Annotated in this window: 9 protein-coding genes; 3 read left to right on the plus strand and 6 right to left on the minus strand. The window is 65.8% G+C overall.

What is annotated here, in order from left to right; all coding sequences use genetic code 11:
- Window positions 1–4: 4 nt before the first annotated feature.
- Window positions 5–1,837, plus strand: coding sequence for a hypothetical protein (locus M2352_RS25900; RefSeq protein WP_264667413.1), 1,833 nt, complete (start codon window positions 5–7; stop codon window positions 1,835–1,837).
- A gap of 21 nt (window positions 1,838–1,858) precedes the next feature.
- Here the strand turns inward: M2352_RS25900 and M2352_RS25905 are convergent, their stop codons facing one another.
- On the minus strand, window positions 1,859–2,410 hold the full coding sequence (locus M2352_RS25905) for a D-sedoheptulose 7-phosphate isomerase (RefSeq protein WP_406567326.1): 552 nt from the start codon (window positions 2,408–2,410) through the stop codon (window positions 1,859–1,861).
- A 208-nt stretch (window positions 2,411–2,618) separates the two neighbouring features.
- Complete coding sequence (locus M2352_RS25910) at window positions 2,619–4,058, minus strand: mannose-1-phosphate guanylyltransferase/mannose-6-phosphate isomerase (protein WP_319802074.1); 1,440 nt, start codon at window positions 4,056–4,058, stop codon at window positions 2,619–2,621.
- A 172-nt stretch (window positions 4,059–4,230) separates the two neighbouring features.
- On the opposite strand from M2352_RS25910, the gene M2352_RS25915 reads away from it, so the two are divergent.
- Together M2352_RS25915 and M2352_RS25920 are read left to right on the plus strand one after the other, a co-directional pair.
- The gene (locus tag M2352_RS25915) at window positions 4,231–6,906 is read left to right on the plus strand and encodes a tetratricopeptide repeat protein (protein WP_264667416.1); all 2,676 of its coding nucleotides are present in this window, start codon (window positions 4,231–4,233) and stop codon (window positions 6,904–6,906) included.
- Between the two features lie 501 nt (window positions 6,907–7,407).
- Complete coding sequence (locus M2352_RS25920; protein ID WP_264667417.1) at window positions 7,408–8,346, plus strand: replication protein RepA; 939 nt, start codon at window positions 7,408–7,410, stop codon at window positions 8,344–8,346.
- A gap of 131 nt (window positions 8,347–8,477) precedes the next feature.
- Here M2352_RS25920 and M2352_RS25925 read toward each other — a convergent pair whose 3' ends face one another.
- From M2352_RS25925 to pseB, 4 genes are all read right to left on the minus strand, one after another.
- Window positions 8,478–10,166, minus strand: a complete 1,689-nt coding sequence (locus M2352_RS25925) for an O-linked N-acetylglucosamine transferase, SPINDLY family protein (RefSeq protein WP_406567324.1) — start codon at window positions 10,164–10,166, stop codon at window positions 8,478–8,480.
- A gap of 486 nt (window positions 10,167–10,652) precedes the next feature.
- Window positions 10,653–11,699: a pseudaminic acid synthase gene (pseI, locus tag M2352_RS25930; RefSeq protein ID WP_264667419.1), complete on the minus strand. Its 1,047-nt coding sequence runs from the start codon at window positions 11,697–11,699 to the stop codon at window positions 10,653–10,655.
- Window positions 11,700–11,745: 46 nt separating this feature from the next.
- Window positions 11,746–12,933, minus strand: a complete 1,188-nt coding sequence (gene pseC / locus M2352_RS25935; protein WP_264667420.1) for a UDP-4-amino-4,6-dideoxy-N-acetyl-beta-L-altrosamine transaminase — start codon at window positions 12,931–12,933, stop codon at window positions 11,746–11,748.
- A gap of 14 nt (window positions 12,934–12,947) precedes the next feature.
- Window positions 12,948–13,970, minus strand: a complete 1,023-nt coding sequence (gene pseB / locus M2352_RS25940) for a UDP-N-acetylglucosamine 4,6-dehydratase (inverting) (RefSeq protein WP_264667421.1) — start codon at window positions 13,968–13,970, stop codon at window positions 12,948–12,950.
- Between the last annotated feature and the right edge of the window lie 158 nt (window positions 13,971–14,128).

The raw sequence follows: 14,128 nt of genomic DNA on the forward strand, positions 1-14,128 counted from the left end.
CGCCATGCGGATCATCCGCTTCCGCCACGACCGCCGCACCATGCCCCGGCTGACCGCCCCGCCGGTGGCCGTGCTGGACCCGGCGCTCGTCCGCCGGCTGGCGGCATCGGGAGTGGAGCGGACGCTGACCTTCCGCCAAGGCGGGGAGGAGAAGGGAAGGGCAACGGCGGTGGACGCCACCACCCGGTTTTTCCATGCCGGCGAAAGCCCCGCCGTGGCGCTGGTCGGCCTCGGCACCGACACCCGCATGGGGCCGCTGATCGCCTGGGACGTGTTCCACCGCGCGCCCGTCGGGGGCCGGTTGACGGTGGTGGAGGAGCCGGGGGGCATCCACCCCTTCGAGCGGCGCTACTACACCCCCTCCCTGACCCTGGAGGGGGAGGAGACGGTGGCCGGCATGACGGTGCGGACCTACCGCAAGTCCGCTCCCGCCGCCATCGCACCCGACGCCGGGCTGGAGGGCTGGACCTTCGGCATCCCCTGCGGGCCGGGGGACGCCTCGGCGCTCAACGCCTGCGTCGGGCGGATTCTGGACCTGGGGGTGCCACGGCTGGAGATCATCCTGTGCGGCCGTCCGGGGGCGAATTTCCTTTACCGTGACCGGGTGCGGGTGATCGGCGAAGACCTGCCGCCCACGCCGCTGCGCCTGGGCGACAAGAAGAACCGGCTGGCCGAAGCGGCGTCCCACGGAAACCTGTGCCTGCTGCACGACCGGGTGATCCTGCCCCTGACCTTCATGGCCGCGGTGCGGGCGTTCGGCGACGATTACCCCATCACCGGGTTCCAGGGGCTCTATTTCTACGACCGCGCCAACCTGACCGGCCAGCGCTATGCCGATATCGAAACCCTGACGTGGCGGTCGCTCGGCCTGTTCGAAGTGCTGCCGGGCGATGCCGGCACCCATGCCCAGCCTCTGGTGTTCGGGGAGGAGCGCTACCAGCAGGCCTACGGCCACGCCGCCGTTCATACGGGCGAGGATTACGTGATCGGCAGCCTCTACATGGCCAAGCGGACGGTGTGGCGGCTGTGCCCCCAGAACGCCGAACGCGGCTGGATGGAGTGGGAGGATATCGAACACGGCGCCCGTGCATCGCGTCTGTGGGGCATTCCCGGCCGGCTCAACCCCCACGCCTTCACCCAGTCGCTGGGATCGCGCTTCCGCACCCTGGGGTGCCAGTGGGCGCCGGGGGACGGGCATATCCACGAACACCTGCTGCGCCCCACATGGCCGCTGCTGGGGCCGCTGCTGGGCCGGCTGCGCAAGCCGCACATCCGCCTGACCGAAGACGCCTACCGCGCCAACCTGCGGCTGTTCGCCCGCCGCCACCTGCCCCCCGAACACCGGGAGGAAGCGGAAACGGCCGTCGCCACCGTAAGGCTGGATTTCCACGGACGGGCGGCACTGATGCACCTGCTGCTGGCCCGTGCCCAGGTCCACCGCACGCCGCCGGCGGTGGACGCCTTCATCCGCGACCTGTTCGCCCTTGTGGTGGGGGAGGGGGCGGAGCCGCCCTATTACTGGCGGGGGCTGCGGGACGAGCTGCTGAACGGCACCGACCCCGAACGGCTGCGGCGGGCCGTGATGCGCCACTGGGTCATCCGCGGCCCCATGCGCTATTTCCCCCTGCGGCGGATGTTCGGGGCCGATCCCGCCGACGTCATGGCACTGCCGCACGGGCCGTTTCTGACGGTGACGACGGTGCTCTGCGCGCTGTACCTGAAGCTGTTCCGCCGCGGGTCGGTGCATTTCCCCGGCGGAGTGCGGGCACTGGCACGGGCCATTCTGGCGTCCACGCCCACACCCGGCCTGCTGCGGCGGGACGGCGGCGGCCCATAGGCCGCCCCCACCCCACGGGCATCATCCGACCAGCCCCAATTCCCGTTCCAGGGCGCCGCACAGCATGTGCCCCAGGGTGATGTGCATTTCCTGGATGCGGGCGGTGACGGTGCTGGGGACCACCACCAGCGGATCGGCCAGCCCCACCAGCCGCCCGCCATCCCGCCCCGACAGGGCCGCCGGCACGATTCCCATCGAGCGGGCCATTTCCAGCGCCAGCAGCACGTTCGGGCTGTTGCCCGACGTGGTGATGCCGATCACCACGTCGCCGGGACGGCCCAGGGCCTGGACCTGACGCGAGAACAGGTGGTCGAAGCCCAGGTCGTTGCCGATGGCGGTCAGAGCCGACGTGTCGGTGTTGAGCGCAATGGCGGCGATGGGCGCCCGGTCCTTGACGTAGCGCACCGTCAGTTCGGTGGCCAGATGCTGAGCATCCGACGCACTGCCGCCGTTGCCGAACAGCATGATCTTGTTTCCCGCCCGCACCGCGGCGGCACAGACCGACGCGAGCCGGACGAACGGCTCCTTCAGCGCCGCGGCCGTGCGGGCCGCCGTTTCGGCGTGGTCGGTCATTTCCTGGGAGAAATAGGCGTCGAGATCCATTCCGGCGCTGCTCCGGCAAAAGGTGACGGTCATCCCCCATCGCCCCGGGGGACGGGTGGGAGACAGTACCGCCCTTTCCCCGTTCCATTCAACCAAGGGAAGGAAAAACGGCACAGGCCGCCGCCGTCCTTGTGCGGACGGCGGCGGCCTGCATCCTATCCTCCGATCCGTGGGGGCGTCAGTTGCGCCCGTACACGTCTTCCAGCCGGACGATATCGTCTTCGCCCAGATAAGACCCGGACTGCACCTCGATCAGGTTCAGCGGAACCTTGCCGGGGTTTTCCAGCCGGTGGACCGTGCCCATGGGGATGTAGATGGACTGGTTCTCATAGACCATCACCTGATCCTCGCCGCGGGTGACCAGGGCGGTTCCCGACACCACCACCCAGTGCTCGGCACGGTGATAGTGCTTCTGCAACGACAATTGGCGGCCCGGTGCCACGGTCAGGCATTTCACCTGGAACCGGTCGCCGGCGTGGATGGACTGGTACGACCCCCAGGGGCGGTGCACCTTGCGGTGGCTCACCGGCTCACTGCGGCCCTCCTTCTTCAGCCGTTCGACCACGGCCTTGACGTTCTGGACCTTGTTGCGGTCGGCGACCAGCACCGCGTCGTCGGTGACCACCACGACCACGTCGTCCAGCCCGACCACGGCGGTCAGGTGCTGTTCGGAACGGACGTAGCAATTGCCGGCCTCGTGCATCACCACGTCGCCGACGGTGACGTTCCCCTCGCCGTCCTTGGCCCCGACATCCCACAGGGCCGACCATGCGCCGACATCGGTCCAGCCCAGGTCGGCCGGCACCACCACGGCGGCGTCGGTGCGTTCCATCACCGCGTAGTCGATGGAGGTGGACGGCGCCGAAGAGAAGGCGGCGGGGTCCAGGCGCAGGAAGTCCAGATCCGACGCGCCGACGGCCAGCGCCTGACGGCAGGCTTCCAGAACCGCGGGCTCGTAACGCTCCATCTCGCTCAGCAGCTTGGCGACCGGGAACAGGAACATGCCGCTGTTCCAGAAATGCTCGCCGCCGTCCACATACTGCTGGGCGACGTCGCGGCTGGGCTTTTCCACGAATTCGGCAACGCGGTACGCACCGCCGGGACGCGCCAGCGCCGTACCGCGGCGGATGTAGCCGTACCCTGTCTCAGGCCCGGTCGGCTGGATGCCGAAGGTCACCAGATAGCCCGATTCGGCTGCTGCCGCGGCCTTGTCCACCGCCTCCAGGAAGGCCGGGGTGTCCAGCACCATATGATCCGCCGGCAGGATCAGAATCAGCGCATCGGGGTCGGTTTCCGCCACCTTCAGCGCCGCCACGGCACAGGCGGCGGCGGTGTTGCGGCCCACCGGCTCCAGAACGATGGCGGCGGGCGTACAGCCGATCTGGCGGAGCTGTTCGGCGATGATGAAGCGGTGCTCCTGGTTGCAGACCACCAGCGGGGCGGCGAAACGTCCATCATCGGTGACGCGCAGAGCCGTGTCCTGGAGCATGGATTTGTCCGAGCACAGGCTGAGAAGCTGCTTGGGGTACAGTTCCCGCGACATCGGCCACAGCCGGGAACCGGAACCGCCCGACATCAGAACCGGAATGATCTTTCGGGAGGACGTCATCGCGCACATGCCTTTTCCACTGCACAAAGAGAGCACCGCGCCGGCCACGGGCGGAGCGATAAATCAGCCCAGACCACCGGGTGTTTTCAAGGAAAAAGCGTTGCCGTCACCCGCTTGAGAAGCCACAAATCCTTTCTTTATTTGAATGCCCCCCATCCCCGGCGCGGTATAGAAACCTCTTATGACCCAGCCCGATACGCCGTTTGACCGGGAACAGGCCGTCGCCCTGATCCGCTTGGGCCGGCTGGCCGACGCCGAAACCCTGTGCGCCGCCGCCTTGGCCCGCAATTCCGCCGCCGGCATCCCGCTTGCCACCCTGGCGGCCCTCCGCATGGTCCAGAATCGGACCGGCGAGGCGCTTACCCTGTTCCGTCAGGCTCTGAGCCATCAGCCGGATCACGCACCGGCCCATGCCAACCACGCCCAGCTCCTGGCCGGTCTGGGGCAGGGGGAGGAGGCCGCCGGCCACGCCCGGCGGGCTCTGGCCCTCGATCCGGTGCTGACGGCACCCTATGAACTGCTGAGCATGCTGGCAATGGTGCGGAGGGACCGGAAAAATGCCGCCCGCCATCTCGGCCGCAACGTGGTTCTTGATCCCGGCGATGAGAAAACGTCCGAGGCGCTTGGTGCCATTCTGGAGCAGATCGGCGATCCGGGCGCCCTGATGGCATTCTGCCCCACCGCCCTGCACCACCATCCCCGCAATGTCACCTTGTGGCGGGGATGGGGAGGCGCGCTGTACGACCGGGGGGAAATGGTTCTGGCGGAAGCAGCCTACCGCCGGGCGCTGGCCTTGGCACCGGCGGACCCGCGATCACTGAACGGATGGGCCAACGCCGTCCAGCGCCGCCACCACCAGCACGCAGCATTGACCGGTTACCGCCGGGCATCCCAGGTGCAGCCCACCTACGTCAGCCCCTATATCAATGCCGCCAACATCCGGCAAATGATCGGCGAACCGTGGACGGCGATACCGGTCTATCGGCGGGCAATGGCTCTCGACCCAAGCTTTGGTGAAAGCCACTGCAACATGGCCTCGGCTCTCGCGACCATCGGAGAAGACCAGGAGGCCATGACCCATTACCGCCGCGCCATCCAGATCGGCTTTACCGCGGCGGAACAAAACCTGCGTGGCTTCGCCGTTTATCTCAACGAGATGGACGCGCACAGCGTAGCGCGGCTGCACCTTGACTATGCAGCCGCCCTGCCGCCGCCGGCGCCGGCGCCGCACGCCAACAGCCGGGATCCTGAGCGTCGTCTGGTGATCGGTTATGTTTCGGGGGATTTCCGCCAGCATGTGGCGGCGGAATTCATGGCGCCGCTGCTGGCGGCCCACGACCGCTCGCGGTTCCGCATCCACGCCTATTCCGAAACCCCCAGCCCCGATGCCGTCACCGCCCGCATCCAAACCCTGGTCGATCTCTGGCGCCCGATCCGCGGCCTGTCCGACGAGCAGGCCGACGCCCTGATCCGCGCCGACGGCGTGGACATCCTCATCGACCTCGCCGGCCATTCCGCCCACAACCGCCTGCCCCTGTTCGCCCGCAAGCCGGCACCGGTCCAGGCCACATGGCTGGGATACCCCGCCACCACCGGCGTCCCCGCCATCGACTACCGCATCGTCGACAGCATCACCGACCCCGAGGGCACCGCCGACGCCCACGCCTGCGAGGCCCTCGTCCGCCTCGACCCTTCCTTCCTGTGCTACCAGCCCCCCGCCGACGCCTCGCCCGTCGGGCCGCTTCCGGCGCAGCGCAACGGCTTCGTCACCTTCGGATCCTTCAACAACCTGCTCAAGACCAACCCGGCGACCATCGCCCTCTGGGCCGCCCTGATGGCCCGCGTCCCCGGCAGCCGCCTGATCCTCAAAAGCCGCCCCCTGGCCGATGCCGGCGTCCGCAACCGGGTGACCGCCCGCTTCGCCGCCGCCGGCATCGCACCCGAGCGCCTCGACCTCATCCCCTGGACCAGCGGCACCGCCGAGCATCTCGGCCTCTACAACCGCCTCGACATCGCCCTCGATCCCTTCCCCTACAACGGCACGACCACCACCTGCGAGGCCCTGTGGATGGGTGTGCCCGTCCTCACCCTGTGCGGTGACCGCCACGCCGCCCGCGTCGGCGCATCCCTCATGCGCGGCATCGGCCTCGGCTCCTTCGTCGCCCATGACCAGCCCGACTTCATCGAACGCGGTGCCCAGATCGCCGCCGACATCCAGGCTCTCGACGCCATTCGCCACGGCCTGCGACACCGTATGGCCGCATCGCCCCTGTGCGATACAAACCGCTTCACGCGCCGCTTCGAAGCCGCCCTCCGCGTCATGTGGCACCGCTGGTGCGACGGGCTGCCGACCGCGGCCTTTTCAATCGCAGCACCACCAAAAGGCTGGATTCCTCCCGCCGACGCCCCTCGGGTCGCACCGCCCCCAACAACCATGGGGCAACGCACCACCATCGGCCTTGCCGCCAGTCTAGATGACACCGAGCGCCGAACAGCGGCGGCGGCCTTGCCGGATGTGTTGTGGATCGACGAAAGGGATTTTCCTCAAGACCGGGCCAGCAGGCTGATCCGGTGGTCCATGATGGATATCCGGCTGGCTCCTGGAGACGATCCGGTGGATTTCACCGCCGATGCGGCCTGGATGGGTATCGCCACCGTTACCACGGCCCGGCCCGGCGCCCTGGCACATCCCGTCAACGCCCTGCTGGGGCTGGATCGTCTGAGTGCCGCGGATGTCTGCACCATGACACGGGCCGCCGCGGAACTCTGTAACGACCGCATGGGGCTGGCCCGCCTGCGGGCCGGGCTGCGCTTGAAGATGGAAGCGGCCGCTCCCTCCCTGTCCCCTGTCTCCTAGACTGTTCTCAGGGGTTGGAGTCTTGTCGCTCCCCCTTCCCAGCGTGATTCAGGTAGAAGGGAAGGTGTTGGAGCTTTGTCGCGCCCGACTCGGGGGCATGGACCTGAAAAATTCAGCCGGCTTCCGTCTTTGTTTCATTGACAGCAGCAAGAAGCGCTGCAGGCCACGGCAATCCCGATTCGCATCAGGGGCATTTTTATCCCCAGGAGTCTTGTCGCGATAGCAAAGAAACGCGGCTACTTCTTGTTTTTATCCCCAGGAGTGTTGTCGCGCCCGAATCGCTGATTCGGGCCGCTGACAAAAACACCGCCTGGAGTGTTGTCGCAGGGAGTCTGGACTCTTGTCGCGCGACTCGCGGTTTTCCACTGGAGTCTTGTCGCTCAAACAAATAATAGTAACTAATAATCCGCAAATAGTGTCCGCGACAAGACTCCAAGTTGCCCAGAGAATGAGGGCATGGTACATCGGCCCTGCTAAGGAAATACGGCAGGGCCTGGGCCTATGGGAAAGATACATCAGCTGATTACCCAGGTTGGGCGTGAGCAGGCCAAATCACTGCAGGGCACACCCACCGAACGGTCGATAGTCGATGTTGCCGCCGCCATCATGGAAGAGGAACGGCAGGATCTTGGCATCACCTATTCCGGCTTTGCGCTGACCGCTCTTCCTCATCGCCGTCTTCCCGACGAACAAGCATGGGAACGGCGTGGTCATCGCATTCGCTTGCTGATCGAACCTGGCCGTCTTCCGCTTCGCGGCGGGGGTTTCCGCCTTTATGGGGTTCCTTACGGCAGCCGGGCGCGGATGATCCTGCTTTATTTGCAGACACGCGCCATTCAAACGGACAGCCGCGAGGTGGAACTGGGCCGCAGCATGCACGAATGGCTGGACCGCATGGGTTTGTCCATCGGAGGGCAAACATACCGGGATATCCGGGAGCAATCGTGCCGCATCGCCGCCTGCAACTTGACCTTCGCATGGGACGAGGAAAACGGTGTCGGGTTCGAAAAGGATTCCATCGTCAAAGGCGGTATCCATCTGTATTCAGGCTCGGATCCGCAACAGGGAACCTTGTGGGAAGACCGCGTTCTCTTGTCCGAAGCCTTTTTCCGCGAATTGAAGGCTCATCCGGTCCCCATCTGGGAGCCCGCGCTTCGCCATATCCAGAACAACAGTTCAAGCATCGATATCTATATCTGGCTGGCTTACCGGCTGCACAGCCTGACACGGACCACTACGATTACTTGGCCCGCGGTTTTTGAACAGTTCGGTGCCGGGTACAGCCGGCTGCGCGATTTCCGCAAGCGGTTTATCGAAGCTTTGCAGCTCTCGCTCGCCGTCTATCCAGAGGCGAAAGTGGATGTGGAAGAGCACGGTTTGATCCTCCATCCGTCTCCCCCGCCCATTCCCGAACGGAAGTTTGCCGAGCTGTGCCGGTAACCATTTTCCCGGTTTTTGAAGCAAGACAAGACTCCAAAGAACGCCGCAACCACTTCAAAGGGTTGCGGCGTTTTTTTCATCCATTCGCATCACATTCAACCCGGCTGGGGGGAGCGACAAGACTCCAACCCTCAGGCCCCCGGCACGGCAAACGCCTGGGGTTCACGACCCTCGCGGAACCGCGCGGCCATATAGGTGAATGCCCATTCCAGGCGGCCTGCGAAACGTTCCCCATCACACAAGGGAGATGCCAGCATACGGGCACGCAAAGTCCGGCGAAGATTGGACAACCGGTATCGGTCCCCGGCAAGCGCAAGCGCTGCAGTCACAAACCGATCCTCATCGCCGGTACTCAGATCGGAAAGACCAAGGGTTACCAGAAAGCCCATGGTCTGCCGGGAAACCGGCCGCCGCCCGGCAAGGGTAACCACGGGAACGCCCATCCACAAAGCCTCGCAACTGGTCAAGCCACCGTTGTAAGGGAACGGATCAAGGGCGATGTCGATCTGACCATAATCGGCGAGCATGGCGGGATGGGGCGAATGGCCCCGCAGCAGCACCCGGTCAGAACCGATGCCATGGACGGCAAAACGGCGGCGGACCTCCGCCTGTTCCGACAGATCGGCGAGGGTGCGCCATTTCAGCACCAGACGGGCATCGGGAATGCTGCACAGCACCCGCGACCAAAGAGCAACCACCGTGGGCGTCAGCTTCTCCAGCTTGTTGAAGCTGCCGAACGTCACGAACCCATTGGCCTCTGCCGGAAGTGAGGCAACTGCAGGGGCATAATCCGGGGGCACATAACAAAAACGGCAATCCGGCAGCCGAACGATCTTTTCGGTAAAAAACACCTCCGCCCCCGGTGGCACACTGACCGCATCGAACAGGGCATAGTCCACGGCTGGGACGGCAGTGGTCGCAAAATAATCGAGCCATGAGACCTGAACCGGGGCGGCACGGCGCGCCAGCACCGGCAGGCGGTTTCCCCCCGAATGACCGGACACATCCACCAGGATGTCCAGCCTGTCGGCACGTGCCATCTCCCACACGGCCTCATCCGAAAAGCCGGCGGTGGCACGCCAGCCATCGGCCATCCCGCGCAGACGGACAGTCAAATCGTCCGGGATCCGGGCGTCATCATACAGTATGGCCGTGGTCTGGCGCCGATGGGCAAGAAAGGGTTCCAGGAAGTACCCGACGGGATGCCGGCCGATGCGGGCCCCCATGAAGCCCACGCGCAACGGTTCGCCGCTTTCCCTCTGCGGCGCTGCCGGCAAGCGGGCAGCCGGCAGTCCACCGGCCCATTCCCGGTGCAACCGGACCAGAGTGGCGTCGTCCACCCGTGGATCGAAATTCAGGGAATAGAGGAGGATGGACCCGGCCCGCAGCGGCTCGGGATCGGATGAGAGCACCGTTTGATAGGCCCGTATCCCCTCGTCGAAACGCCCGGCTTCGAAATGAAGCGCCATCAGACGCCGCCCGGCCTCGAACCGTGCCGGATCGAGAGCGAGGGCGGTTTCCAGAGCCTGCCGCGCCCCCGTGGTCAACCCGGCTGCGGTCAGAGCCTGTCCCAGCAAGGTATGCGTCTCGGCAGCCAAGGCCGGGGGCAGATGGGCCAACAGTTGGGACAGGGCCACGAACGCTTCGTCCAGCCGTCCCCGCTCCAGTCGTATTTCCGCCAGCCGCAGCAGGGCCAGGGGATAAAGGGGGGCCTGGGACAACACCCGCAACAGGGCGGCTTCCGCCGCCTCCACCCGCCCCAGCCGCAGCAGGGCAAACGCTCGGGCCAGGATGGCGTCGGCCAGACCCGGGAACAGCATCAGAGTCCGTTCCGCGGTTTCAAGGCCGCGGGCGGCATCCCCGCACCGGCATTCCGCGAGGGCCAGGGCGGTCCAGGCGGCGGCATCGGCGGGCTGAAGGGCAACCTGCTGCCGGGCCGTCCGCAGAAGGGATGGAGTTTTCATGGAAACATCCCGTTTATGCAGGCGCAGGGGACGCGGTTCTCCCCCGGATCAGCGCAGTTCCGTCCCGCAGAGCCGGGCCAGAAGAGCATACAGCTATGCCGATTGCGCCCCTGCGTAAGCCGGCGGGTACCACACGATTCAGGTTGATCCACCAGTGCGAAGCGCGACAAGACCCCATCGCTGACCAGACAAGGCCAGGACAGGGACACCAGCAGATCCAGCGGGCCTGGCGGCAGATGGTCGGCGAGGTTGCGGGCCTCCGGGCCATCCAGCGCCAGCAGCCGCAGCACCACACCTATCGGTTAGCCACTGGAACCAGGCGACGAAAGATCGCTGGCCCGTTCACCCCACCATATCCCACGACAGAGGCTCGCCCGCGGCGATATCGCGCGTGGCATGACGCCCGAGAACCGTCGGCAGGGCCTTGGGCGGCAGCCCATGCCCCGGCCGTACCGAACGGATGTTGTCACGGCTGAAGACCTCGCCGCAGCCAATGGGCTGGCTGGCATAGAGCGAGCGGCGGAACGCCAGAGATTTCATCTCGCCAGCGTCGGGCCCATATGTGATCCGCCCACGAGCCAGAAAGGCTGCGCGACAACTGCGTACCAGTTCGACAAACTGCTCTTCCGTAGACGAGAACGCTGAATCCGCGGTCGCCGGCTCCCGGGTATCAATGACATGCTTCTCAACGACACAAGCCCCCAAGGCAACGGCGCAGACTGCTTGGATGGCGTCGAGCGTGTGGTCCGAATAACCGACCGGAACACCGAAACGCGCCGCCATGTCGGGGATCGCCGCCAAATTGGCTTCCGACGGGTCGGCCGGGTAGCTGCTGTTGCATCGCAACAAAATCAGATCGCGGCCACCGGCTTTGCGGAAGGCCTCCACGGCGTCCGCAATGTCCTCCACCGCACACAGGCCGGTGGAAATGATGGTTGGTTTGCCGGTGGCGGCACAGGCGGCGACCAGTTCCAGATCCACGGCCTCGAACGATGCGATCTTGTAGGCCGGGGCCTCCAGCATCTCCATCAGCGCGATTCCGGCAATGTCGAACACCGAGGCGAAGGGAGTGATCCCCTGGGCACGCGCATGGGCGAACAGCGTGGGAAACCATTCGTACGGCGTGGCGGCGCGGGCATACAGGTCATAAAGCCGTTCGCCGTCCCACAACCCTCCTTCGATGTGGAAGTCGGGGCGGTTGGCGTCGAGCGTCAGGGAATCGGCGGTATAGACCTGGAACTTGACGGCATCGGCGCCGGCCTTGGCCGACAGATCGATGATCCGTTTGGCCCGCTCCAGGTCGCCGCCGTGGTTGGCCGACAGCTCGGCGATCATGTAGGGGGAAAAGCCGGGGCCGATGGAGCGGCCGGCAATGGTGATGGTATTCATCAGCAACGGTCTTCCCTTATCCAAAACGTTTCGCCATACGGCATGGTCAACCGCGCACAATCCGGGTCAGGGCATGGGCTACCCGCTCGGCGTCCTCATCCGCCATGTCCGGGAACAGCGGCAGGGACAGGCAGCGCGCGTAATAACGGTCGGCACCCGGCAAGTTGGCCATACCATAGCGCTGCCGGTAATAGGATTGGCGATGCACCGGCAGGTAATGGACCTGAGTACCGATGCCCTCGGCGTCCAGCCGGCGCATCAGCGTGGCCCGGTCTGTTCCCAGCGCGGGGAAATCCATCAGGATGGCATAGAGATGCCAGCCCGGCCGCCCGCCGGTCCGGCCGGCCGGCCGGATCACGGGGGCCAACGGTGCCAGCAGGCGGTCGTAGAGTGTGACCAGTTCCCTGCGCCGGGCGATGAAGCGGTCAATGCGCTGGAGCTGGCTGAGCCCCAGAGCGCACTGCAGATCGCAGGCACGGTAATTGAACCCCGGTTCCGGCATCTCGTAGTACCAGGGGTTGGCGGCGCCTGCCGGATCCCATGCCTGATCCGCCATGGTGAAATCCGCGGGATCCCGGGTCATACCATGGTTGCGCAGGCGGGCCACACGCCGGGCCAAGACAGGATCGTTGGTCGTGACAACGCCACCCTCTCCCATCGTGATGGTCTTTACGGGATGCAGCGAGAACACGGCCATGGTGGAATGCTGGCAGTTTCCCACCACATCGCCGGTTGCCGTTACACCGCCGACGGCATGGCAGGCATCCTCGACCACGGCCAGCTCCCGGGCGGTGGCAATGGCGGCGATCCCGGCCATGTCCGCTGTCTGACCGTTCAGATGCACAGGATAAACGGCCTTCACCGGTCCGGGAGAGGTGGCCAGCGCGGCTTCCAGATCCTGGGGGCGCATCAGCCCGGTCTCGGGATCGCAATCGGCGAACACCACCTCGGCTCCGACATAGCGGGCGGCGTTGGCTGTCGCAAGAAAGGTCAGGGACGGCACCACCACATGGTCGCCGGGCCCCAACCCCAAGGCAAGGGCGCTCAGGTGAAGCGCCGCCGTCCCGTTGCAGCAGGCCACGGCATGCGCGGCTCCGGTGATGCCGGCAAAGGCCGTCTCGAATGACGCGACCGCCGGCCCGCCGGTCAGCCAATCCCCCCGCAGCACCGCGGTGACAGCCGCAATGTCGCTCTCGTCGATGCTCTGCCTGCCGTAAGGCAGCCGGCGGGACATGGGAGGGGTGTCCGTCATATGTGGCCTTTATCGAAGAGCGTGTTGAGCCCGTCAGCGTCGAGCCATTCGGCATTGTCGCCGCTTTCGTAGTGGAAATCCTCGGGCACGGGCTTTCCGCCGTAGTCGATGGATGGATCCCACATGGCGAAGGAGGGCTTGACGATGTAGCGGTCTTCCAGCTCCAGGGTGAGGCGGGCGTCGTCACGGGTGATGAGGGCCTCGTGGAGCTTCTCGCCCGGGCGGATGCCGATGGTGCGCAGGGGCAGGCCGGGTGCCATGGCACGGGCCAGATCGGTGATGCGCATGCTGGGGATCTTGGGCACCAGGATCTCGCTGCCCTTCATGGTGGCTAGGCAATCGACCACGAAATCCACCCCCTGGGTGAGGGTGATCCAGAAGCGCGTCATCCGTTCGTCGGTGACCGGCAATTCCGTGGCCCCTTCGGCCAGGAGGCGACGGAACATCGGAACCACGCTGCCGCGCGAGCCGATCACGTTGCCGTAGCGCACGACCGAGAAGCGGACGTCATCGTTGCCCGACAGGTGGTTGGCGGCGATGAAGATCTTGTCCGCGGCCAGCTTGCTGGCCCCGTACAGGTTGATCGGGTTCACCGCCTTGTCGGTGGACAGGGCCAGAACCCGGCCAACCTTGGCCCGCAGGGCCGCCCGCACCACGTTTTCCGCCCCGTGGACGTTGGTGCGGATGCATTCGAAGGGGTTGTATTCGGCTGCCGGCACATGCTTGAGCGCCGCGGCGTGGACAACGGTGTCGATCCCGCGCATCGCCAGGTCCAGGCGGTCGGCGTCGCGCACGTCGCCGATGAAGTAGCGCAGCGCCGGATGACGCCCGAACGCCAGGTTCTGCTGCATCTCGAACTGCTTGAACTCATCGCGGGAGAACACGACAACCCGCGCCGGCGCCGCCTCGCTCAGGATCTTCTCGATGAAGCGCTGCCCGAACGACCCCGTGCCACCGGTGATCAGGATCGATTTGCCGTTCAGGGCCGCATAGGATGACGCCCGACGATAGTCCCGCATGAACCCAAAAACCTCGCGCTTTCAAACTCCGGCGCCGGGAAGCCCTTGCCCCCAGACCCGGCATGCATTGCAGAAAACACTTCCTCCTTCAAGGCCTCTTACACCCTGACAGAAAGACAAAATACGGTACCTGCTCCAAAACGTTCATCGTTTGCGCG

Origin of the sequence: Azospirillum fermentarium (assembly GCF_025961205.1) — a bacterium.
In the GTDB taxonomy this organism is placed as follows: domain Bacteria; phylum Pseudomonadota; class Alphaproteobacteria; order Azospirillales; family Azospirillaceae; genus Azospirillum; species Azospirillum fermentarium.